Below are 22,885 nucleotides of genomic sequence, written 5' to 3'. Positions count from 1 at the left end.
CCATGGGTTTCGCGATCCTTGCGATCGGACTTGTCTTATGTGTGGAGGGGCTGGTGCTTGCGCTGGCCCCTTCGCGTATGGAAGACCTGCTTGCCGCTTTTGCACAGATGCCCGCATCCACACGGCGGCTCATCGGCATTGTCGCACTCGCAATTGGCGTGGGCCTTACCGCCTTTGCTCGTGCGCGATACGGGTTCTAGTTACACGCACGCGCCCTGCGACATCGTGGGCCCCATGTTCATGTCGCTTGTCACACCCACTCACATGCAGTTGACTGAGCGCGACGGGCGTTGAGTTGAGCGCTGGTGTGCCTATCTATATGACCATAGGAGCAGCAGAAGACATCACTGCACTCGCGGCAGGGGCGACGATCGTCGCTGCTACGTTAGAACTGGAGGACTTTTAAACATGTCAAAGGCATACGCACTCGCAATGCCACGCCTGACCCCGCGCATTGATCCGCGCATGTGGGGTCTGGCCTTGCTCGGCGCGCTGGCGCTTCTGGCGCAAACCGTGATGGCGGAGGCCCGTGGCGCGCCCGAGAGCTTCGCGGATCTGGCCGAGCGCGTCAGCCCCGCCGTGGTCAATATCACCACCACCACCGTGGTTGAGGTCTCCACCAACCCTTTCCCGATGGTGCCCGAAGGGTCGCCATTTGAAGACTTCTTCAATGACTTCATGAACCGCAACGGACAGAGCGAGCAAGGCCGCCCGCGTCGTTCGCAGGCGCTTGGTTCGGGTTTTGTCATTTCCGAGGACGGTTACATCGTCACCAACAACCACGTCATCGACGGGGCCGACGAGATCGAGATCGAGTTCTTCGAGGACTTCACATTGCCCGCCAAACTGGTCGGCACCGATCCCAATACTGATATCGCGCTCTTGAAGGTCGAAAGTGACAAACCGCTCAAATTCGTCACCTTTGGTGACAGCGACAATGCACGGGTCGGCGACTGGGTCATGGCTATGGGCAACCCGCTCGGTCAGGGCTTCTCGGTGTCTGCGGGTATCGTGTCCCAACGTGGCCGCGCACTTTCCGGTGCCTATGACGATTTCATCCAGACTGACGCCGCTATCAACCGTGGTAACTCTGGTGGCCCGCTCTTTGATATGGATGGCAACGTGATCGGTGTGAACACCGCGATCCTGTCGCCCAATGGCGGCTCCATCGGGATTGGCTTCTCCATGGCGTCCAATGTTGTCTCTAAAGTGGTGGATCAGCTTCGCGAATATGGCGAGACCCGTCGTGGCTGGCTTGGTGTCCGCATTCAGGACGTGACCGAGGATGTGGCCGAGGCCATGGGGCTTGAAGAAGCACGCGGCGCGCTTGTGACGGATGTGCCTGACGGGCCCGCGAAAGATGGCGGAGTCCAGAGTGGCGACGTGATCCTGTCTTTCGACGGCGTCGAGGTCGAGGACACGCGCGAGCTAGTGCGCACTGTTGGAGAGGCCGAAGTGGGCAAAGCGGTCCGCGTTGTGGTCTTCCGCGATGGTGGCACGCAAACCTTGATGGTCACACTGGGCCGTCGTGAAGAGGCTGAAAGCACCGCCTTCCCCGATGCGGACACGCAATCCCCCGCAACACCTGAGACCATCAAAATGTTGGGTCTCACCTTGCAGCCACTCAACGACGAATTGCGCGAGCAGTTGGGTGCGCCAACAGGGACTGAAGGTCTGGCCGTGATGGACGTGGCCGAGGACTCGGAAGCCTTCGAGAAGGGCCTGCGCGCAGGCGACGTGATCACCGAAGCAGGTCAACAGAAGGTCGCCTCGGTCTCTGACCTCAAAGCCCGTGTCGAAGACGCGCGCGATGGTGGCCGCAAGACGGTCTTGCTTTTGGTGCGCAGTGCGGGCGAGCCGCGCTTCATCGCGCTCGGTGTTGAGTAAGCGGTTGTCCGTCGCGTCCCTGTGACGCCTTATAAGAAACAGAAAGGCGGCCCGCGCGGGTCGCCTTTTTTCGTGCCTGAAACCTGAGGTGTCGTACCGCTGCCTTTGTCGTCCGCACCGTGCGGGCTACTCCGTGCGCTCGACTTCCTTGAGGCCGAGTTTGCGCGCCGCCGCCAGTGACAGGATATCGCTCTCCACGCCCTGTTCTCCCTGATAGGCGCGGATCGCGCGGCGGGTGCGGATGTCCATGCGGCCCGTAATGGCACCGGTGAAATACTGCCGCACCTCAAGCGCACGTTGTAGCGAGGCGATGAATTCGGGTGTCATCTCCTCTTCGCACAGGGTCTCGAACCACAGCTCCTTGCGCTCGCGCACGATCTCCTGACGGGTCTCCGTGCGATAGACGGCGGGGTAGGTCACGGAGCCGTCGGCAGCAATCTGCGGTGGTTGGACCAGCACCTGTTCCGTCACCGTTTCGATAATGGCGGGCGTGGTGGTGCGCGCGTAGCAGGCTTCGGGATCGGCCCCTGGCGGGGCATTGGGCACTTCGCCCGCGCGCAAGATCTCCGCGCGTGGTCCGTTGTTCGCCAGACAGGCGGACAAGAGCGCGGTAGCGCCAAGCGCCACAGCGATGCGCAACGGGGATGAACGGCGACGCATGGGCGGGCCTTCTCTGCTTGTGACCTGTCCGCGCGAGGGGCGCATCGGGTCTGCCTTCGTGTCCTGTGCCGCGGGTTGATCCCGCGAGCGCTTGCACGATCCTAACCCGAAAGGCGCACTCCGCGCCAGAGCGTTAGGGTGCGCCGCTGCCCGTATCCTCGGGAGCGAGCAGGCTGTCGAGCATTTCCGAGATGTCTTCGATCTGTTCGGCGATCACATGGCTCACCCCGTTCTGCCGTTCCAGCCACCCCGTCACGCGCAGCATCCGCCCCGCGATCACGGCACGCCTGTTGGCCAGAAACACCTTGCGCCAGATCACCACATTGGCCACGCCTGTCTCGTCCTCCAGCGTGACAAAGACCACACCGCGCGCCGTGCCTGGACGTTGCCGCACCAGCACCAGCCCCGCCACAGTCACCCGCGCTCCAACGGGCGGGCGATCCAACCACGCATGGGGAATGGCGCAGGGCGGGCGGGGCCATGCATCGGGGTGGGGACTTTGCGCGCTGTAGAGGGCCATGACACCAATCCTTAACGAGAACAAATATAGAACATATGGGTGCGAACGCAAGATCGCGTGAGACAGATCGCCCCAAGCCGCACGCCCCCTTTTCATCAGGGTGCGGGAGCGGTAGACCTTTGCGGCAACGACAATCGAGAACAGAAAGCACACCGATGGCCAAAATCACCTACATCGAGTTCAACGGCACCGAGCATGTTGTGGACGTGCCCAACGGGCGCACTGTCATGGAAGGCGCGCGCGATAACGGTATTCCGGGGATCGACGCCGATTGCGGCGGCGCCTGTGCCTGTTCGACCTGCCATGTCTATGTGGACCCTGCGTGGGTCGAAAAGCTGACGCCGAAAGATCCGATGGAAGAGGACATGCTCGATTTCGCATTCCAGCCCGATCCCGAACGCTCGCGCCTGACCTGCCAGATCAAGGTCACGGATGCGCTCGACGGTCTCGTCGTGAACATGCCCGAAAAGCAGATCTGATGCGTGCGCTGGCCATCTGTCTTGCGCTGGTGGCCGCTCCCGCCATCGCGCAGGAGGCGGTCACGGCGGACTATGTGCGCCCGACGAACGCCTATGGGCATGGCGCGCTTCTTGACGGTGAATTCGAGGGTCTGCGCGTCACCTTTTCGGATGGCTCGGAGCGTGAAATCCATGTGCGCAGTGGCGTTTTCGAGGACACAGCACCACGGCTCTATGACTTCGACGGAGATGGCGCGCCCGAGATCGTGACCGTTTTCTCGACGAATGTCGGCGGCGCGATGATCCAGATATGGGGTGCGGGCGGCGGCAAGCTCACGATTGTCGGGCAGAACCGCCCCATCGGGCAGCGGCACCGCTGGCTTTCGATTGCGGGGATTGCGGATTTCGACGGCGACGGACTGCCCGAGATCGCCTATATTGATCGTCCCCACCTGACCAAGGAGTTGGTTCTGCTGGAGGTGGAACCCGCTGAAGACAGATTGCACATTTCCGAGATCGCGCGGGTGGCGGGGCTGACCAACCATCACTATGGCGCATCTGTCATCGAGGGCGGAGTGCGGACCTGTGACGGCGCGGCGCCTGTGATTGTCACCGCCGATGCCGATTGGTCGCAGATCGTCGAGACGCGATACGAAGGTGACACAATCACCCACGAAGCTGTCGCCCCCTATCAGGGCTCCGACAGTTTCGCGCCCTATCTTGCCTGCGACTGACGCCTTTCGGAAACTTTTGTCCACGCACAATCTCTCGCCTATGATCAAAAGGTGCATTTCGGGGCTGGCATCCCCCGTGCGCTTTGGCAAAACTCGCCGCCAAATCAACAACAAGCCAAAAGAACAACCAAGGGCAAACCCATGACCAATCTCGTGCTCACCGTGACCTGTCCGTCGACCCGTGGCATTGTCGCCGCCATTTCGGGAAAACTCGCGGAACTGGGCTGCAATATCACCGACAGTGCCCAATTCGACGATCCCGATACCGCGCAATTCTTCATGCGGGTGAGTTTCGTGACCGAGACAGGCAGCACGCGTGACGACATCATCGCCGCCTTCGCCCCCGTCGCGGAGGCGTTCGGCATGACGTGGGCGATCCACGACGAGGCCAAAAAGACAAAGATCGTCGTCATGGTCTCGCGCTTTGGCCATTGTCTCAATGACCTGCTTTACCGTTGGCGGATCGGTGCCTTGCCCGTAGAGATCGTTGCGGTGATCTCGAACCACATGGACTATCAGAAGCTTGTGGTGAACCACGATATCCCCTTCCACCACATCAAGGTGACACCCGAGAACAAGCCTGTGGCCGAGGCTGCGATCATGGATGTGGTCGAGGAGACGGGTGCGGAACTGATCGTTCTGGCGCGCTATATGCAGATACTCAGCGACGAGATGTGTCAGAAGATGAGCGGCCGCATCATCAACATCCACCATTCCTTCCTGCCCAGTTTCAAGGGCGCGAACCCCTACAAACAGGCGTTCCAGCGTGGTGTGAAGCTGATCGGAGCGACCGCGCATTACGTGACCGCCGACCTTGATGAAGGGCCGATCATCGAGCAGGACACGGTGCGTGTGACCCATGCGCAAAGCCCCGCGGACTACGTGTCGCTTGGTCGTGATGTGGAGGCGCAGGTCTTCTCCCGCGCCATCCACGCTCATATCCACCACCGCGTCTTTCTCAACGGCAACAAAACCGTTGTCTTCCCCGCCAGCCCTGGCGGATACGCGAGTGAGAGAATGGGGTGAGGCGCGGTCCCGCATCGCGGGATTAAAAGGTCCAGTGGACCTTTCAAAGCGCCGAGCGCCCGACCACGCCTGCGAGGGCAGGGCGCTCTAGCCGCAAATTCCCCCGCAGTGAAGAGGCGCGGAAAAGAAACAAGGTGCGCCATTCGAGCACACCCTGTTTCATTTGTAAAATCGCTTGAGGTTCACTCAATCGGGGCGATCCAGTCATTCACCGGGCCGAAAGTGCGGTTTTCGCACGCCCCGTTTCTAGCGCATTAAGGTTAACGTTCGCCTAACGCCGCCTGAAACTCCGCGCCCGCTACAGCGCGCGCCAGCCGATATCGCTGCGGTTGAAGCCTTCGGGCCAGTCGATCTGATCCACCATCGCATAGGCGCGGTCGCGGGCCTCTTGCAGGGTCGCGCCCCGTGCCGTGACGTTGAGCACCCGCCCGCCGTTGGCAACGATAGCCCCGTCCTTCTCGGCGGTGCCCGCATGGAACACCATCTGGGTGCTGCTCGCGGGGAGGGTGTCGAGTCCTTTGATCACCGTGCCTTTGGCATAAGAGCCCGGATAACCGTTTGCCGCCATCACGACGGTCATCGCGTGATCGTCGGCCCAGTTCACCTGCGCCTGATCCAGCGTTCCGTCTGCGGTGGCGAGCATCAGGTCGAGCGCCTGCGCGCCCAGACGCATCATCAGCACCTGACATTCGGGATCACCGAAGCGGCAGTTGTATTCGACAAGGCGCGGCTGCCCGTCCTTGATCATGAAACCCGCGTAGAGCACGCCTTGATAGGGCATCCCGCGCTTGGCCATCTCGGCAACGGTCGGCTTGATGATCTCGTCCATCGCTTTGGCGATCACGGCATCGGTCATCACGGGTGCGGGGGAGTAGGCTCCCATGCCGCCAGTATTCAGCCCCGTGTCCCCGTCACCCACGCGCTTGTGATCTTGCGCGGTTCCCACGGGCAAGACGTTCTCGCCGTCACACAGGATGAACCACGAGGCTTCCTCACCCTCCATGAATTCCTCGATCACGACCTCCGCGCCCGCCTCGCCGAATTCGCCGTCGAACATGTCGTCGATGGCGGCAAGCGCGGTCGCCTCGTCCATCGCCACGATTACGCCCTTGCCAGCGGCAAGTCCGTCGGCCTTCACCACAATCGGTGCGCCTTCGGCACGGATATGGGCCTTGGCTTTTTCGGCATCGGTGAAATGCGCGTAGCCCGCCGTGGGTGCGCCACAGGCATCGCAAATCTCTTTGGTAAAGCTCTTGGACGCTTCCAACTGTGCGGCCGCTTTGGATGGGCCGAAGGTTAGAAGTCCCGCCGCGCGCAGCGCATCGGCAACACCCGCTGCCAAGGGGGCTTCGGGGCCGACGATGACGAAATCAATCGCGTTCTCGGCGGCAAACTCGACCACTTGCGCTCCGTCGAGGATGTCGAGATCGGCACATTCAGCAATCGCTGCGATGCCCGCATTTCCGGGTGCTACGATCAGTTTGTCGCATTTGGGGTTTTGCAGAACCGCCCACGCCAATGCGTGTTCGCGTCCGCCCGATCCGAGAATGAGAATATTCATGCGTCGTCCCCTGCTTTCCCTTTGGTCCCGCGCGTTCTAAAGTCTCACAAAAGACGACACAAGCGCGAGCATCCCCATGTCCGAACTTTTCGAAGATGATGACGAACCCAAAGGCGTGAGCAATACCCCCGAATTTACCGTGGGCGAGCTATCGGGCTCGATCAAGCGCACGCTTGAGGGCGCCTTCGGACGGGTGCGGGTGCGTGGCGAAATCGGGCGAGTGATGCATGCGCGTTCGGGCCATCTTTACTATGATCTGAAGGACGACAAGAACGTCATCGCCTGCAACACGTGGAAAGGGCAGGCTGCGCGGCTCTCCGTCATCCCCGAAGAGGGGATGGAGGTGATTGTCACGGGGCGGCTGTCCACCTTCGGGCCGCAGTCGAAATACAACCTCAACGTCGATCAGGTCGAAGTCGCGGGCGAAGGCGCGCTTATGGCGATGCTGGAGAAGCGCAAGAAGGCGCTGGCCGCCGAGGGGTTGTTTGCCCCTGAGCGCAAGAAGCAGTTGCCTTATTTGCCCGAGGTGATCGGCGTGGTCACATCCCCGTCGGGGGCCGTGATCCGTGACATTCTTCACCGCCTGCGCGACCGCTTCCCGCGCCATGTGCTTCTCTGGCCCGTCGCGGTGCAGGGGCAGAATTGCGCCGCCGAGGTGGCTGCAGGGATCAAGGGTTTCAATGCGTTGCAAAAGGGCGGCGCGATCCCGCGTCCCGATCTGATAATCGTGGCGCGCGGTGGCGGGTCGGTTGAGGACTTGTGGGGCTTTAACGAGGAAGTCGTGGTGCGCGCCGCCGCCGCCTCTGATATTCCGCTCATCTCCGCTGTGGGGCATGAAACCGATACGACACTCATCGACTTCGCCTCGGATCAGCGCGCACCGACCCCCACGGCGGCGGCGGAAATGGCCGTGCCCGTGCGGCGCGAGTTGTGGGTGGGTTTGCAGGATCTGGGACACCGCTCTGGCCGCGCTCTCAACGGGTTGATTGATCGCCGCGCCGATCGCCTGCGCGATCTGTCGCGGGCCATGCCGCGCCTTGACAGCTTGCTCGACGGGCCGCGTCAGCGTGTAGATCAGGCCGATATGCGTCTGCGTCAGGGGCTGAAGAACGGCGTGCACAACCGCGCGCTTTCGCTCTCACGCCTGTCAGGAAGGCTCCAGCCAGCAACGCTGCGCGGACGTATAGATCGACAACAAGACCGTTTCGACAACCTTTCACAGCGCCTCGCACGGGCTGGGACGGCGAATCTTATGGCGTGGCGCAACGATTTGGATCGTCGGGGCGGGCTTTTGGAGGCGCTGAGCCACAAGGCGACGATGGCACGCGGTTTTGCGCTGGCCTTTGATGGGGATGGAAATCTCGTCAAGTCGAAGGTGGATGCAGGCCGCATCGCCGCCATCGAGTTCGCCGACGGGCGCGCGGAGATTTCGCGCGGGAGTGCTGCTGTCGCGAAACCCAAGCCGACATCCGCGAAGAAGCCGAAGGGCGATGCGCCCGATCAGGGAAGCCTGTTCTAACGCGTCGTGGGTAGTCAGATCACACCAGCGGCGGTGCCCCTTCGCATTGGAGCGGGCGATCCGAGGTCCATGCCTCGTAAAGCTCCGTGCCGCTGTCGCCGACGAAAACTGCACGCAATTTGTTCTCTTCGAGGTAGAAGGCCCAGCATTGTGTTGGCCCGCCATCCTCGTAGATGAAGCAAATATTCTGGTCCTTTTCGTACCAGAAGCCGCTCATGCAATCGCCGTTCTCGAAGGCCCATTTGACCTGTTTGTCGGGATAGTATTCCTCGATGCCGTAGGGGATGCCCTGTTCGGCATAGGTAAGGGTTTTGCCGCGCGTGTATTGGTCGAACTCTTCCGCCGTCATGGGCTCGGCGGCCTGCGACGGCATAGCGAGGGCGCACAGGAGTGCTGCCGCGGAAATTGGTCTGGTCATTGTGTGGAGCGCAAAATGGGTCATGGACCCAATCTGCCACAAGGGGGCGCTGTGGGCCATTCACAATCCTAACAGCGGGTTAAGGGCGCGCGGCGGGCATGGTCTCTTGCGCCCGAAGTCGTGCCACGCGCGGGTCCATCACGCGCCGCCACAACGGCGGGACGAGCGCGAGCGTAGCCATCGCGGGCAGGGAGCGCGGCAGGGTCGGCATCTCTTCGGTGAGTTCCAACGCGGGGTAGGGGCGCATCGGATTGGCGTGGTGATCGGAATGGCGCGGCGCGTTGAGCATCAGGAAGGAGGTAAACCACTGCGGCGCGTTCCACGAATGGGCTGGGCCGACGGGTTCGAAACCACCATCCGCACGCTGTTCGCGCGCCAGCCCGTAGTGCTGCACATAGTCCGAGAGCATCAGTTGCGACGAGGCGTAGCCTGCGAGAAGTATATATTTCACAACACCCGCTGCGCCACCGATGATCGCGGCTAGCGCCAGACAGGTGAGCGCGCCACCCAGATACAGCACATAGGGATGCAGATCGTCACTCTTCCCTCGTGCCCTAAGGGCGTTCTCCTCGCGCAGACCTGCCCGAAACGACCCCAGCCACGCGCGTGGAAGGAAGCGGTAGAAGGACATGCCGAGGGGCGCGGAATTAGGATCAAGCGGCGAGGCGGCATAGCGGTGATGGACCCGCAGGTGTGCCGTCGCGTGGTGGCCGAAAAGCAGCGTGATATAGATCCACGTCCCCAATCTTCTCAGCGTCGGGTCGGTGCGGTGGATCAACTCGTGGGCGTTGGAATTGGAGACCTGACCGAAAAACAGGCCCATGGCAAAGAACATCGCCGCACGCTCCAAAAATCCGTGCCCCGCCCCTTTCAGCCCCCAGATCGCCAGTGGCAACAGCGCGAAATGTGCGAGTGCGAGCATGACGGAAAGTGCGTTGGCGTCGGGAAATTCAGCCTCGGGATCGGCAGGGTCGCGGGCCAAAGCGACCAGTTGATCTAGCGAATAGGCCAGTGCGGTCATGTAGAGGAGGGCGGCCAACGCCCACAAACCGCCAAACACCGCGCCCAAGGCCAAGAGCGCCACGGGCGCAAGCGTCGAGACGGCAAAGTAGCGGATAATGTGAGATGTTTTTTGGCGAGGCATTTCCATAGCACGGCCAACCCTTTACTACTTTCAGGAACTATAGGCCTGCTGCGCGAGGGGCGCAAAGGGCAAAGGGGGAGGGGACGCGACATGATGACAGATTTTGCAACAGTCCTGACGCGGTTTGAAGTGTTGGACCTTGTGCTGGCGGTTTGCGCGCTCGCAGCGGCGCTTGCCTATTTTCCGCTGTCCGAACGATCCGAAAGCTGGATGCGCTCTGGCGTGAAGACGCTTCCGCTCGTGCTTGCGACGATTCTCGCCCTGCGCGCTCACGTGCCTCTTTGGTTGGTGCTCGGTCTTGCCCTCTCGGCACTTGGCGATTTCGCCCTGTCGCGGCGGGGAGAACGGGCCTTTCTGGCAGGGCTTGTGGCTTTTGCATTGGCCCATCTGGCCTATATCGCGCTCTTTGTGCCGCGCATGGTTGAGCGCGAACTGATCGCGGGCGTGGCGGTCTTTGTCATCGGAGGCATGATGGCGGCGCTTGTTCTGCCGCGACGCGGGGGGCTGGTCTGGCCTGCGCGTGCCTATGCCGTGATCATTCTGGCGATGACGTGGAGCGCACTTGGCCTTGATGCGCCGTGGCGCTTGGCCGCTATTGGCGCGTGCCTCTTCCTGATTTCCGACCTTGCTCTGGCCGCGCGCGAGTTTCGCCTGACACCCGATAGCCCGCGTGCGCGGCAGGTCGGAGTGGTCGTTTGGGCGACCTATATCGCGGCGCAGGGAGCAATCCTGTTTGCCTTTCTTTGACGGGCGGGCTTTTCTCGCAAGCCAAGACGGATTAAGTGAGCATCCAACGGAGGCACCCTTATGTCACTATTTGGAAAACTGAAATCTCGCCTGTTCAAGTCGTCGTCTAAGATTGACGAGGGGCTGGAGGCGATTGTCTCCGAGGGTGGCACGGAAAGCGGTGCTGAGGAGGCCTTTGTCGAAGAGGTCACGGAAGAGGCGGTCCATACGCCTGATCCTGAGCCGACACCTGAGCCTGAAGCTGCCCCAGAACCTGAGCCGGAACCAGCGCCAGTCCCCGAACCTGCGCCAGAACCGGAGCCTGCGCCGCAGCCTGAACCCGAGCCTGCTCCTGAGCCTGTCCCCACGCAGCCCGAAGAGACACCCGCGCCGACGCCGACGGAAGTGCCCGATGAGGTGCCTGTTGAAGTGCCGCTGCCCACGCCCGCTTCCCCTTACGAGGACACCCATCCCGCTGCGCCCGTCGAGATGCCCGTGGCCCCCGCGCCGCAGGAAATCCCGACCAATCCGCCAAAATCGGCTGCGGATGTCATGGAAACCGTCGAGGCGGAGGTTGAGGAGATCGTCGCGGAAGCCGGCGATGCGTCCCCTGACGCGCCGCAAAAGGGCTTTCTGGGGCGCCTGTTGGGGCGTAAGGAAACCAAAACAGTCGTGCGCCGAACGCTCGACGACGAGATGCTTGAGCAGCTCGAAGAATTGCTCATCACCGCCGACATGGGCGTGGATACAGCGCTGCGCGTGACGGCGGCGATGGCCGAGGGGCGCTTTGGCAAGAAGCTTTCGGTCGAGGAAATCAAACGCCTGATGGCGCGCGAGATTGCGCGGATCATGGAACCCGTGGCCAAGCCGATGCCGCTCTACCCGCAAACGCCGCAGGTGGTGTTGGTTGTCGGTGTGAACGGGTCAGGCAAGACCACGACCATCGGTAAGCTCGCCTCGCAGTTCAAGGCCGCGGGTAAATCCGTGGTGATTGCGGCGGGTGACACCTTCCGTGCCGCCGCTGTCGAACAGCTTCAGGTCTGGGGTGATCGCGCGGGCGTGCCCGTTCTGACTGCGCCCGAAGGCTCCGATCCCGCCTCTCTTGCCTTTGATGCGATGACCCGCGCACAGGAGGAGGGGGCGGACCTGTTGATGATCGACACCGCAGGGCGCCTTCAAAACCGTGCCGATCTGATGGAGGAGCTCGCTAAAATCGTCCGCGTCATCCGCAAAAAGGACGAAACCGCGCCGCACAACACGCTTCTCGTGCTTGATGCAACAACGGGACAGAATGCTGTTTCCCAGGTTGAAACTTTCCAGCGAATCTCCGATGTGTCGGGGCTTGTTATGACAAAACTGGACGGCACGGCCAAAGGCGGTGTTCTGGTCAGCCTCGCCGACAAGTTCGGTTTGCCGATCCACGCGATCGGCGTGGGCGAGCAGATCGACGATCTCGCACCGTTCGATCCAGAGGAATTCGCGGCGGCCCTGACGGGTCTGGAGGTTTAATGCTAGAAATTCGCAAAGCGATCGGGCCGGGCAACTGGCTGTCGGAAGGCGACGCCATTGATCGGCGTGCGGCCATGGAAGACCTGTTCTACGCTCATCCCGAGTGCGCCGATCAACTGGGCGAGGACTGGCCCGAAGATCGCGTGCTGCATTCCGAACTGGTGATCGTCGAAGGTGACACGCTGGTCGCAACGGGCATGTTGGTGGTGGACCGCGATCGCGCGGAGGGGCCTGCGCGGATCTGGGGTATGGGCATCCTTCCTGCCTATCGCACGGATTTCCTTGTGAAATCTCTTGAAGAGGCGCTGCTGCGTGATGGTGCGGTGGACATTGAGCATGATGTGATCGAAGGGTCGGACGGGCGGATGATTCCCAACCCCTACGGCGAATTCGAGATGATCATGGGCGACCTTATGACCACCTTCGAGGCTTAATCGTCCTCGGAGGAATTTTCGTGGTCGTCGCCCATTGCGCGGCTCTCTAGCACGCCCAAGCCGAATAGCACCGTCACCGCCATGGCGCAGGCCATTGCCGCCAAGATTACATTGCCCACACCACAGGCCAGACCGACCGCCCCCGCGAGCCACATGCCTGCGCCCGTCGTCAATCCGCGCGCGCGGCCGCCATCGACAAAGATCAGACCCGCCGCCAGAAACGCCACACCAGAAGTCACCGCTTCGATCAGGCGAAGCGGGTCCAGTTTGATCATGTCGTCTTCGGAGGCGGGCACCGAGAGTAGATCAAAGGCGATGAGCGTGAATAGGCAAGCCGCGAGGGAAACCATGATATTGGTGCGCAACCCTGCGGATTTTCCTTTTCGTTCCCGTTCCAAACCGATACATCCGCCGAGAAGGATCGCCGCAAACATGCGCATCGCTGCATCAGTGAGCGACACGTTTGCGAACGGGTCCAGAAATCCACCTTGTAGGCCTTCGAGCATGCGACACCTCCGAACTAACCCAACGCACCCGACGCAAGGTGGTTCCAAATGAGCGACTGGATTGTTTCTTTGGAAGGCACCGAGGCGGGGCATCAGCTTGCCATGATGCTGGCGCTCAGTGCGGCGCTCCTGCACGCATTTTTCGGCGCACTTCAGAAGGGGCGGCACGATCCGTGGCTGTCTCGCGGGGTGATCGATTTCTGTTACGGTCTCATGGCATTGCCATTCGCGCTCTTCGTTGTCCCGTGGCCCGAGCCGCATATGTGGCCCATTTTCGCGGGCGCCTTCGTGATCCACACCGCCTATAAACTGGCGCAGGGATACACCTACACCTTCGGCGCCTACACGGTGGTCTATCCCGTGGTGCGGGGCACGGGGCCGCTTTTCGCGGTGATCGGTGCGGGGATCGTCTTTGGCGAGCATTTCACTGGGGTGCAATGGGCAGGGGTGTTTACGTTGGTCGCGGGGATTTTCGGACTGGCGGTCTATAACCTGCGCACCATCACTGTGGGGCGCGAGACCATGATGCCCGCACTGATGCTGGCCGTGCTGACAGGGGCATTCGTGGCGCTCTATACGACCTACGACGCCTACGGCATCCGTGCCACCGCCGACCCCTTCACCTTTCTGGCGTGGTTCTTCCTCATCGACAGCGTGGCGTTCTCGGTGATCGCAGGGCTGCGCTATCGCTCGATGGCTGAACGGCCCGCGCTCGGCCCGTTGTTCTCGCGCGGTGTTCTGGGAGCGGTTGTTGCCTTTTTCTCCTTTGGTTCCGTCATGCTCGCCACCCGCCTCGACAAGGTCGGGGAGGCGGCGGTGCTGCGTGAGACCTCGACCGTCTTTGCCGCGCTGATCGGCTGGCTGATCCTTGGCGAAAAGGTCGGGCCGCGCCGCCTTTCTCTGATGGCGCTGATCGCACTCGGGGCGGTGATCGTGGAAATGGGCGGTTGACAGGTGCCCTGCGCACAGCCACCTAAGTGTGACGCACAATCAACGGAGCCCTAGGCATGACCGAGCCGACAAACAGCCCTGATACAGAGACCGCCGCCCCCACATCCGGCGCGCAAAAGGCGCCCGCACCGTGGGTCAAAACGGCGTTGGAGATGGGGCCGATCATCGCCTTTTTCGTCGGCTATCTGCTCCTGCGCGATCAAAGTTTCACCCTTGGCGGCGAGGCTTATTCGGGCTTCATCGTGATGACCGCGCTCTTCATTCCGATCCTGTGCGCCTCGACCTATGCCCTGTGGAAACTGACGGGGAAGCTCTCCGCGATGCAGGTGATGACCCTCGTGCTGGTCGTCGTGTTCGGCGGGCTGACGATCTGGCTCAATGACGAACGTTTCTTCAAGATGAAGCCGACGATGATCTACCTTCTCTTCGGCGGTGCGCTGGCGGTTGGTTTGCTGCGCGGCCAAAGCTATATGCGCGCGGTGATGGGGGAGACCCTGCCGCTGACGCATGAGGGATGGATGGCGATTACCAAGCGCACAATGCTGTTCTTCTTCGGTCTTGCCGTGGCCAACGAGGTTATCTGGCGGACGATGAGCACGGACGCATGGGTGCAGTTCAAGACATTCGGCCTGCCCGTTGCGATGTTTGCCTTCTTCATGGCGCAGGCGGGTCTGCTGTCGCGTCACGCCTCTGATGCGGGTGATGAGAGCAAAGGCTGATCTTGCGTTAATGCGGCACGAAAAAAAGGCGCAGATCACTCTGCGCCCCTTTCGTTTGCGATATGTGCCCGCGGGTTGTGCCCGCGGGTGTGCCTAGCCTTCGCGCTTGAACAGGACTTTCTGCGCGTCTCGGTCCTCTTCCAACTTCTTGCGGTTCTCCGCGCCAAGGGCGCGTCCCGCCTTGACCGCCTCGCGTGACCCCACAAGGTCGAGCCAGCGCGCCAGATTGGGCTTGTCGTCGAGGGTCTGTTGCTGCCCTTCCCAAAGCGAGGCCCAGCCCCAAATCGCCATGTCGGCAATCGAGTAGAAATCACCCGCAACGTATTCGTTCGCCGCAAGCTGGCGATCCAGAACGCCATAGAGCCGCGCGGTCTCGTTGCGGTAGCGGTCCTTAGCGTAGGGCAGGTCGTTGGGCGGGTCCATGGCAGGGGCGTATTTCAGAAAATGGTGCGCCTGACCTGCCATCGGACCGAGACCGCCCATCTGCCACATCAGCCATTGTTCCACCGCGATGCGGTCGCGCTCGGTCTCGCCGCCGAACTGGCCTGTCTTGCGCGCGAGGTATTGAAGGATCGCCCCGCTTTCAAAGATCGATACAGGCGCGCCATCGGGACCGTCGGGGTCGACAATTGCGGGCATACGGTTGTTGGGGGAGATCTTGAGAAAGTCCGGTTCAAACTGCTCGCCTTTGCCGATGTCGACGAAGTGCGTTTTGTAGTCGAGTCCCATCTCTTCCAAAGCGATGGAGATTTTCCAACCATTCGGAGTGGGCCAGAAGTAAAGGTCGATCGGTGCGTGGGTCATTTCGCTCTCCTGCGTTTCACGCGATCATGAGGGTATTATTCCTCCGCACGCAAGGGCTCCACACGCATATGTGCTTGTGCGACTGGCGGGAGTGGCGCGATCGTGGTCGCGGTTGACAGTCGGTTTCGGGCTTTGTAATCGGGGGGTGTCGTGGCGATTTGTTCACCGGATTGCGGGCCACGTAAAACATTCTGCTAAAAGGTCGAGACGAGACGCAAATGCCGCGCCCCCGTTCTTGATCGACGGGGGTTTTTTATTGGCGAAAGGGTCCACTCCATGGCTCAAGACAGTTGGAACACACGCACCAAGCTCATCCATGCAGGCACACGGCGGTCGCAATATGGCGAGGTGTCCGAAGCGATTTTCACCACGCAGGGGTTTGTCTACGAAAGCGCTGAAGCGGCGGAACAGCGTTTCATCGCCAGTGGCGAGGACGAGTTCATCTACGCGCGTTACGGCAACCCGACGGTGCGCATGTTCGAGGACCGTATGTCGACGATTCTCGGCTATGAGGACGGCTTTGCCTGTGCCTCTGGGATGGCTGCGGTGAATGGCGCGATGATGGCGCTGCTCAAGGCGGGCGACAAAGTTGTGGCCTCCCGCGCGCTCTTCGGATCCTGTCTATATGTGCTTGAAAACGTGCTGGCCCGCTTCGGTGTCGAGATCACGCTGGTTGACGGCACGGACAAAGCGGCGTGGGAAGAGGCCATCGGCCCCGACACGACACTGGTGTTCCTTGAGAGCATTTCCAACCCGACGTTGGAGGTGATTGACCTCAAGCATGTCTGTGATGTGGCGCATAAGCATGATGCACTGGTGCTGGTGGATGACGCTATGGCCACGCCCGTGTTCTCCTATGCACATGCCTGTGGCGCCGACCTGTCAATCCTGTCCACGACCAAACATGTCGACGGTCAGGGGCGGATGCTCGGCGGTCTGATCTGCGGCAGCAAGGAATTGATCCGCGGCCCCGTTGAAACCTACGTCAAACACACGGGCGGCGCGATGAACCCGTTTACCGCTTGGGTGCATCTCAAAGCGCTGGAGACCATTGATCTGCGCGTGCGTCGTCAGGCGGAGACTGCGCTGGCGATTGCCGATGCGCTCGAAGGTCATGAGAAAATCGCCTCCGTGCGCTACCCCACGCACCCCTCTCACCCGCAATACGAATTGGCGAAGTCGCAGTCGGAAGCGGGCGGCACGGTGCTTTCCATCGAGATCAAGGGCGGCAAGGAGGCTTGCTTCCGTTTCCTCAATGCGTTGGAGATCATTACGATTTCCAACAATTTCGCCGATGCCAAGTCCATCGTGACCCATCCCGCGACAACCACCCACCAGCGCCTGCCGCAAGAGCAGAAGGACACGCTGGGTATTTCCGACGGGTTGGTGCGTCTCTCGGCAGGGCTTGAGGATGAGGGCGACCTGATCGCGGATATCAAAGCGGCGCTAGAGGCGGTTTGACGCGCGAGCACGCGCGATGTGACATGGGCAGGGGCGGTGATCATCTGTTGGTCTTCGCCCCTTTTGGCTTTATATGGAGGTGATCCTGTTGGATCGACGGTCTGACGGGGTGGGCTCATGAACCTGCAAAAGAGCGATATGGACAAAGACAGCAAACGCGCCGTGGCCGAGGCTGCGCTGGATGCGCTTCGGGCTTGGGCGGTTGAGGCGACGCCGACCGAAGTGGCGGAGCTTGATCCCGCGATTGCGCGGCTCCTGCCTTCGTCGCAGGATTTTGCCAACTATCCCGCGTTGCGCCGCGCTTACCCCGAGGATTTTGTTTCCGACGAGGCCTATCGCGACACGTTGCCCGACCTGCAAAACGGACCCGAAAGCCTGATCAAGGGTGCGCGCCAGCAGATCCAGCATGTCGGCATTTCCAACTTTCGCCTGCCTGTGCGCTTTCACCGCCGTGACAACGGGGATGTGACGCTTGAGGCTTCGGTGACGGGGACGGTTTCGCTTGATGCCGAGAAGAAGGGCATCAACATGTCCCGCATCATGCGCTCTTTCTACCGCCACGCCGAGCGCACCTTTTCCTTCGACGTGATCGAGGCGGCGCTTGATGATTATATGACCGATCTGGAAAGCTTTGATGCGCGGATACAGATGCGGTTTTCTTTCCCGATGAAAGTCCCGTCACTGCGTTCGGGGCTTGAGGGCTACCAGTATTACGACATCGCTTTGGAGTTCGTGGAGCGGGCAGGGGTGCGCAAGAAAATCATGCATCTCGACTACGTCTATTCCTCGACCTGCCCCTGTTCGCTGGAGCTTGCCGAACATGCGCGCCGCACGCGCCACCAACTCGCCACGCCGCATTCGCAACGCTCGGTTGCGCGGCTCTCGGTCGAGGTGCTGCCCGCACATAAGGTGCTGTGGTTCGAAGACCTGATCGACATCGCGCGCCGCGCCGTGTCGACAGAGACACAGGTTATGGTCAAGCGCGAGGACGAACAGGCCTTTGCCGAGTTGAACGCGGCCAACCCGATCTTTGTCGAGGATGCTGCGCGACTGTTTTGCGAGGCGCTACGCGCAGAGCCCCGCATCGGTGATTTCCGCATCATTGCCTCCCACCAAGAGAGCCTGCATTCCCATGACGCAGTGTCGGTGCTGACCGAAGGCGAGACCTTCGAGGCGGAAAGCCTTGACCCGAAACTGTTTTCTACGCTGATCCACGTCGGTTGACGCCCGCGGCCCCGTCGCCTGCGCGCTTGACTTGCGCGCCACACAAGGACAAGCCTTCTCGCCATGACTGACCTGCGACCTGTTGGATATGTGATCGGGATGCTCGTCGCCCTTTTGGGCCTGACGATGATTGTCCCGCTGGTGGTCGATCTGGCCTATGGTAATGGCGACTGGTCGGTCTTCCTTGAGGCGGGGGTGGCGACCTTCGTGGCGGGCGGGGCGGTTGCCCTATCGACCTCGAACGCCAAGAGCGACAAGCTCACCATCCAGCAGATTTTCCTTCTCACTTCGCTGGTTTGGCTCGTGCTGCCGATCTTTGCGGGTATTCCCTTTTTCCTCGGGGACACACACGCCACGGTGACGGATTCATTTTTCGAGGCCATGTCAGGGCTGACCACCACGGGCTCGACCGTGTTTACGGGACTCGACGAGTTGCCCGAGGGGTTCCATATCTGGCGCTCGATGCTGCAATGGTTCGGAGGCGTTGGCATCATCGTGGTGGCGATGGTCTTTCTGCCCGAACTGCGCGTGGGCGGGATGCAGGTTTTCCGCACCGAAGCCTTTGATACCGACGGTAAAGTGCTTCCGCGCGCCGCCCAGATCGCGTCCCGTATTTCGGTGATCTATCTCGGGCTGACGGTTGCCTGCTACACCTGCTACGTGCTGATCGGAATGCCTACCTTCGATGCGCTCAATCATGCGCTGACCACGATTTCGACGGGCGGGTTTTCGACCCATGACGCCTCTTTCGCGGTCTATCAGGGGCCAGGCGAATATGTGGCCTCCGTCTTCATGATCCTCGCGTCGCTGCCTTTCGTGCGCTACGTGCAATTGCTCGCGGGGACGTGGAAGCCGCTGTGGCGCGACACGCAGGTCCACGCCTATCTCGCCATCATTTTTTCCTTTGTTCTGTCCTTCACCGCCTACCGCCTGATCGTGAACAACGATCACTTTGAACACGGGTTCCGCGAGGGGTTGTTCAACGTCACTTCGATCATCTCTGGGACGGGGTTCGCCTCGGTGGATTACCAGCTGTGGGGCGCACTGCCTGCGGTGGCCTTTTTCTTTATCGGGTTGATTGGCGGGTGCGCGGGGTCGACCGCCTGTTCGGTCAAGGTTTTCCGATACCAGCTTCTGATCGCCTCGATGCGCGCGCAGATCCAGAAGATCCACTCCCCCCACGGCATCTTCACTCCCCGCTATCAGGGGCGCCCCGTAGGTGAGGACGTGTTATCCTCGGTCATGGCGTTCTTTTCGTTCTTCATCGTGTCGCTCGGCGTGATCGCGGTCATGTTGGCCGCGACGGGACTTGATGTCGTGACCTCCGTGTCCGGCGCTGCGACGGCGATTGCCAACGTGGGGCCAGGACTTGGAGATATCATCGGGCCATCGGGGAATTTCGCCTCGCTCAACGACGAGGCCAAGTGGATTCTCGCCTTTGCCATGCTCGTGGGGCGATTGGAAGTTATGTCGGTCTATGCGCTCTTCACCGTGCGGTTCTGGCGCGGTTAGGGCAATGAAAAACCCCGCCCGCAGGATATGCGGACGGGGTTGAATTTGTGACGTCCGAGCGGGTTCGACCTGCGTGACGCCCTAGCCATCAGTCGTCCCAGCAGGACACCAAAACCGTCATGTCGCGCGCGAGTTCGATCAACTCCGTGCCTGACAATTCGTCTGTGGCCTCAGTTGCAGGAACGCTCACACCGTTTTCACCTAGAAAACCCGCGATCCGCTCGACGTCATAGGCAAAGCTCACGTTCTCGGGCAGGGCGCGCGCGCCTGTATCCGTGTTGCCCACCATGCCAATCACGCCGCCCGAAAGCGTCATGAGCGGGCTGCCAAATTCCTCGGGAAGTGCGGTCATGTCGAGGCGCAGAAGGTCGGTCTCGCCATTCAGTCCCGCATGTTCGGCCAGTGTGCCGAAGTTCAGAGTCGGTGTTCCGAGGCGGCCGCCATAGGCATAGCCTGCGGAGGCAACTTCCGCTTGCAATCGGGGCAGGCGGCTGTCGAAACTTGCGGTGCCGAGCGGAGCCACGGCTTCCTGCGGTGTGATAAGGGCCATGCCGTCCGACATCGCACTTACCGAGGCGGCGAGATCGTCGTCAAACGTCACCCGTGCACATTCTTCCACGACAGCGGCATCGGTCAGCACCTTGCCTGCCTCGTCCACGAAGAAGCCCGTACCCGTGCGGCTGGCCCGACGGATCGCAAGGCCCGCGAGCAAGTCAATGTCCTGTGCCGCGCCTTCACCATAGGCATCAGGCAGAACCTCGTCGCCGCGCGGGGTGAAGCTCGACTTCATCGCCTCAAGCGCCATGGAGCGGCGTTGCTCGTCACCTGTCGGCCAGACAAGCCCCCAACCCTTAACCGTGCCGCCAGATAAGCGTGCTTCGATATGGGTGGTGATCTCGCTGTTGGAGCCCGTCAGAGTGAAGCTGTCGCCATCGCGGCTACGCGGTCCGTCAACGGGAACAATCTCGAGCGTCTGCATGATCTCGTATAGTCCGCCGAGCGTGTCCGCGTCGCCCGTTTGGGAGATCAGGAGAACCTGCACGCCCGAGCCATCCTTCGCCTCGTAACGCACGAACGGCGGGATGTATTGCGGCGCGTCAACTGTGGCGAGCGGCAGGGTGATGTCGATGCCTGCGGTGGTGTCAGACACAGGCGCGAGGCCGAGGCTGTCGATTACGGCTTGACGCGCACCGATCACTTCGGCCCGTTGCATCGAGGTCAGAACGCCTGTCGCCTCGTAGCCTTTTGCTTCTTGCCATGCGGCCATTGCACCGCGTGTTCCACGACCGAATGCCCCGTCGATGGCAGAGTTGTAGAAGCCTGCGAATTTCAGGGCGGTTTGCAACTCCATGCGCTGTTCGCGGTTCAGGAGTGCTTCGGAGCGTCGAGCCTCCTGCGGGGTTTCGTCGGGGGCGGCCATCGGCTCGGGCGCGATTTCCTCGACTTCTTCCACCGCAGCAGCCTCTTCGACCGCCTCGGTGGTGTCGGCTTCCTCGGGTGTGGCTACGCGCAAGGTGTCCAAGCTGGCGCCAACGGGGAAGAAAGCCGTGCCGAAACGCTCACCTTCGGTGGTGTAGCTGTCGGCGGGGATGAGCCCTTGCAGACGCAGGTTTTGCAGCGCGAGCGCGGCATCGGCTTCGTCGGCGTATGGCCCGACTGCGATGGCGTGCCAGCGGCCAGGCAACTCGAACCCTACCACATTCGGCAGGCGCGAAGCGTAGGCGCGCGCGCGCTCGGTGGCTTGAGTGAGGGAGGGTTGTGCCTCGATCTGGACCCAGACGTCGGCCAGAGCGGTGCTTGCAAATAGAGCGGCGGCCAGTCCAATCGGCAGCGCAGCAGAAATCCGTTTCATATTTACCCTTGTGTTTTATCGCGTTTCTGTTTGCGGCTCGCGCCCCGCGTCGCGCGCGGGTTTGTATGCGTTTGCAGGTCGGAACAATCCGAAAGCCCCTACAACAGCCCCTTGGTGCGACTAGAAAACAGGTTGCCCTGAAACGTCAACCTCCCGCACCCGTCCGCGCGCTCAATTGTGACGTTGCGTTGCATTCAGGTGCGGAGCGTGCGGGGCGGATCGCCGCTTTCGTGTGGTGAGGGGGTCATTGACGCCCCCGCCGCCCTTGCCTATTGAGAACCCGCACCCGACCCGAACCCGAAGAGCTTGATCAGACGCATGGCAAACACGACCGATAAACCGCGTTCCTTTCAGGACATCATCCTGCGGCTTCAGGCCTATTGGGCCGCCAAAGGCTGCGCGGTGTTGCAGCCCTATGACATGGAAGTGGGTGCGGGCACGTTCCACCCCGCCACAACCCTGCGAAGCCTCGGCTCGACGCCTTGGGCCGCCGCCTATGTGCAGCCCTCGCGCCGCCCGACCGATGGCCGCTATGGCGAAAACCCGAACCGTCTCCAGCACTACTACCAGTATCAGGTGCTCATCAAACCGAGCCCGCCCGATCTGCAAGAGCTGTACCTCGGCTCCCTCAAGGCCATCGGTATCGACAGCGAGGTGCATGACATCCGCTTCGTCGAGGATGACTGGGAAAGCCCGACACTCGGCGCATGGGGCTTGGGTTGGGAAGTCTGGTGTGATGGCATGGAAGTGTCGCAGTTCACCTATTTCCAGCAGGTCGGTGGTCACGACTGCCGCCCCGTTTCGGGTGAACTGACCTACGGCTTGGAGCGTCTGGCGATGTATGTTCTGGGCATTGATCATGTCATGGACATGCCCTTCAACGACCCCGACGCACCGATCCCGCTGACCTATGGCGACGTGTTCAAGCAGACCGAGGAAGAATATTCGCGTCACAATTTTGATGTGGCCGATACCGCGAAACTCCTCTCTGATTTCGAGAATGCCGAAAAAGAATGCCACGCCATTCTGGCGCAGGATCACATCGACCCGAAAACCGGCAAGCGCATCGTCATGGCGCACCCCGCTTATGACCAGTGCATCAAGGCCAGCCACATCTTCAACCTGCTCGACGCGCGCGGTGTGATCTCCGTCACCGAACGTCAGGCCTACATCGGTCGTGTGCGCACGTTGGCCAAGGCCTGCGCAGATGCCTTCGTGCAGACCGCGGCGGGCGGTTACGTGCCGCAGGCGGCCGAGTGA

General features: G+C 61.4%; 23 protein-coding genes and 1 riboswitch. Of the genes, 15 read left to right on the top strand and 8 right to left on the bottom strand.

All coding sequences use genetic code 11. From position 1 onward, the window contains the following. The first annotated feature begins 2 nt into the window (after positions 1–2). Positions 3–200: a DUF2065 domain-containing protein gene (locus tag ACN0SC_RS02165; RefSeq protein WP_417248025.1), complete on the top strand. Its 198-nt coding sequence runs from the start codon at positions 3–5 to the stop codon at positions 198–200. Between the two features lie 208 nt (positions 201–408). Then, positions 409–1,887, top strand: a complete 1,479-nt coding sequence (locus tag ACN0SC_RS02160; protein WP_417248024.1) for a Do family serine endopeptidase — start codon at positions 409–411, stop codon at positions 1,885–1,887. Between the two features lie 126 nt (positions 1,888–2,013). Here ACN0SC_RS02160 and ACN0SC_RS02155 read toward each other — a convergent pair whose 3' ends face one another. Both ACN0SC_RS02155 and ACN0SC_RS02150 read right to left on the bottom strand, forming a co-directional pair. Continuing rightward, on the bottom strand, positions 2,014–2,547 hold the full coding sequence (locus tag ACN0SC_RS02155; RefSeq protein ID WP_417248023.1) for a peptidoglycan-binding domain-containing protein: 534 nt from the start codon (positions 2,545–2,547) through the stop codon (positions 2,014–2,016). A gap of 133 nt (positions 2,548–2,680) precedes the next feature. Then, positions 2,681–3,067, bottom strand: a complete 387-nt coding sequence (locus ACN0SC_RS02150; RefSeq protein ID WP_417248022.1) for an OB-fold nucleic acid binding domain-containing protein — start codon at positions 3,065–3,067, stop codon at positions 2,681–2,683. Positions 3,068–3,222: 155 nt separating this feature from the next. Between ACN0SC_RS02150 and ACN0SC_RS02145 the strand changes: the two genes are divergently transcribed. From ACN0SC_RS02145 to purU, 3 genes are all read left to right on the top strand, one after another. Continuing rightward, positions 3,223–3,546 (top strand): 2Fe-2S iron-sulfur cluster-binding protein, encoded by a 324-nt coding sequence (locus ACN0SC_RS02145; RefSeq protein WP_417248021.1) that lies wholly within the window; start codon positions 3,223–3,225, stop codon positions 3,544–3,546. Then, positions 3,546–4,259: an FG-GAP repeat domain-containing protein gene (locus ACN0SC_RS02140; RefSeq protein ID WP_417248020.1), complete on the top strand. Its 714-nt coding sequence runs from the start codon at positions 3,546–3,548 to the stop codon at positions 4,257–4,259. The genes ACN0SC_RS02145 and ACN0SC_RS02140 overlap by 1 nt, the downstream gene beginning before the upstream one ends. A 141-nt stretch (positions 4,260–4,400) precedes the next feature. Further along, a complete protein-coding gene (gene purU, locus ACN0SC_RS02135) occupies positions 4,401–5,285 on the top strand; it encodes a formyltetrahydrofolate deformylase (protein WP_417248019.1) in 885 nt (294 codons plus the stop codon). 298 nt (positions 5,286–5,583) lie between these two features. Here the strand turns inward: purU and purD are convergent, their stop codons facing one another. After that, positions 5,584–6,846: a phosphoribosylamine--glycine ligase gene (gene purD, locus ACN0SC_RS02130; protein WP_417248018.1), complete on the bottom strand. Its 1,263-nt coding sequence runs from the start codon at positions 6,844–6,846 to the stop codon at positions 5,584–5,586. A gap of 76 nt (positions 6,847–6,922) precedes the next feature. Between purD and xseA the strand changes: the two genes are divergently transcribed. Then, positions 6,923–8,365, top strand: coding sequence for an exodeoxyribonuclease VII large subunit (xseA, locus tag ACN0SC_RS02125; RefSeq protein WP_417248017.1), 1,443 nt, complete (start codon positions 6,923–6,925; stop codon positions 8,363–8,365). Positions 8,366–8,384: 19 nt separating this feature from the next. On the opposite strand, the gene ACN0SC_RS02120 is transcribed toward xseA, so the two are convergent. Continuing rightward, positions 8,385–8,783 (bottom strand): hypothetical protein, encoded by a 399-nt coding sequence (locus ACN0SC_RS02120; RefSeq protein WP_417248016.1) that lies wholly within the window; start codon positions 8,781–8,783, stop codon positions 8,385–8,387. 79 nt (positions 8,784–8,862) lie between these two features. Further along, entirely contained in the window at positions 8,863–9,927 is a 1,065-nt protein-coding gene (locus ACN0SC_RS02115; RefSeq protein WP_417248015.1) for an alkane 1-monooxygenase, read from the bottom strand. Between the two features lie 90 nt (positions 9,928–10,017). On the opposite strand from ACN0SC_RS02115, the gene ACN0SC_RS02110 reads away from it, so the two are divergent. The 3 genes from ACN0SC_RS02110 to ACN0SC_RS02100 are packed head-to-tail and all read left to right on the top strand — an operon-like array spanning position 10,018 to position 12,596. After that, on the top strand, positions 10,018–10,674 hold the full coding sequence (locus ACN0SC_RS02110) for a lysoplasmalogenase (RefSeq protein WP_417248014.1): 657 nt from the start codon (positions 10,018–10,020) through the stop codon (positions 10,672–10,674). A 60-nt stretch (positions 10,675–10,734) separates the two neighbouring features. Beyond that, complete coding sequence (ftsY, locus tag ACN0SC_RS02105; RefSeq protein ID WP_417248013.1) at positions 10,735–12,162, top strand: signal recognition particle-docking protein FtsY; 1,428 nt, start codon at positions 10,735–10,737, stop codon at positions 12,160–12,162. Continuing rightward, positions 12,162–12,596 (top strand): hypothetical protein, encoded by a 435-nt coding sequence (locus ACN0SC_RS02100; RefSeq protein WP_417248012.1) that lies wholly within the window; start codon positions 12,162–12,164, stop codon positions 12,594–12,596. The genes ftsY and ACN0SC_RS02100 overlap by 1 nt, the downstream gene beginning before the upstream one ends. On the opposite strand, the gene ACN0SC_RS02095 is transcribed toward ACN0SC_RS02100, so the two are convergent. Then, positions 12,593–13,102 carry an MgtC/SapB family protein gene (locus ACN0SC_RS02095; RefSeq protein ID WP_417248011.1) on the bottom strand — a complete coding sequence of 170 codons (510 nt, stop codon included), beginning with the start codon at positions 13,100–13,102 and terminating at the stop codon, positions 12,593–12,595. The two genes, ACN0SC_RS02100 and ACN0SC_RS02095, sit on opposite strands and share 4 nt — an antisense overlap. 48 nt (positions 13,103–13,150) lie before the next feature. Here ACN0SC_RS02095 and ACN0SC_RS02090 point away from each other — a divergent pair, with 48 nt between their 5' ends. Next, a complete protein-coding gene (locus ACN0SC_RS02090) occupies positions 13,151–14,053 on the top strand; it encodes an EamA family transporter (RefSeq protein WP_417248010.1) in 903 nt (300 codons plus the stop codon). A 56-nt stretch (positions 14,054–14,109) separates the two neighbouring features. Next, positions 14,110–14,772: an inner membrane-spanning protein YciB gene (locus ACN0SC_RS02085; RefSeq protein ID WP_417248009.1), complete on the top strand. Its 663-nt coding sequence runs from the start codon at positions 14,110–14,112 to the stop codon at positions 14,770–14,772. A gap of 93 nt (positions 14,773–14,865) precedes the next feature. Here the strand turns inward: ACN0SC_RS02085 and ACN0SC_RS02080 are convergent, their stop codons facing one another. After that, complete coding sequence (locus tag ACN0SC_RS02080; RefSeq protein WP_417248008.1) at positions 14,866–15,576, bottom strand: glutathione S-transferase N-terminal domain-containing protein; 711 nt, start codon at positions 15,574–15,576, stop codon at positions 14,866–14,868. Positions 15,577–15,716: 140 nt separating this feature from the next. Continuing rightward, positions 15,717–15,794, top strand: a riboswitch (SAM riboswitch). A gap of 58 nt (positions 15,795–15,852) precedes the next feature. Between ACN0SC_RS02080 and ACN0SC_RS02075 the strand changes: the two genes are divergently transcribed. From ACN0SC_RS02075 to ACN0SC_RS02065, 3 genes are all read left to right on the top strand, one after another. Continuing rightward, complete coding sequence (locus ACN0SC_RS02075; RefSeq protein ID WP_417248007.1) at positions 15,853–17,037, top strand: trans-sulfuration enzyme family protein; 1,185 nt, start codon at positions 15,853–15,855, stop codon at positions 17,035–17,037. A gap of 117 nt (positions 17,038–17,154) precedes the next feature. Next, entirely contained in the window at positions 17,155–18,261 is a 1,107-nt protein-coding gene (folE2, locus tag ACN0SC_RS02070) for a GTP cyclohydrolase FolE2 (protein ID WP_417248006.1), read from the top strand. Positions 18,262–18,324: 63 nt separating this feature from the next. Continuing rightward, positions 18,325–19,773, top strand: a complete 1,449-nt coding sequence (locus ACN0SC_RS02065; protein WP_417248005.1) for a TrkH family potassium uptake protein — start codon at positions 18,325–18,327, stop codon at positions 19,771–19,773. 88 nt (positions 19,774–19,861) lie between these two features. Here the strand turns inward: ACN0SC_RS02065 and ACN0SC_RS02060 are convergent, their stop codons facing one another. Then, a complete protein-coding gene (locus ACN0SC_RS02060) occupies positions 19,862–21,625 on the bottom strand; it encodes a serine protease (protein ID WP_417248004.1) in 1,764 nt (587 codons plus the stop codon). A 318-nt stretch (positions 21,626–21,943) separates the two neighbouring features. On the opposite strand from ACN0SC_RS02060, the gene ACN0SC_RS02055 reads away from it, so the two are divergent. Continuing rightward, the gene (locus ACN0SC_RS02055) at positions 21,944–22,885 is read left to right on the top strand and encodes a glycine--tRNA ligase subunit alpha (protein WP_417248003.1); all 942 of its coding nucleotides are present in this window, start codon (positions 21,944–21,946) and stop codon (positions 22,883–22,885) included.

Source organism: Celeribacter sp., assembly GCF_048261515.1.
GTDB lineage: Bacteria > Pseudomonadota > Alphaproteobacteria > Rhodobacterales > Rhodobacteraceae > Celeribacter.
Note: the sequence above shows the minus strand (reverse complement) of the source record. Positions and strands in the feature narration are given on the sequence as shown.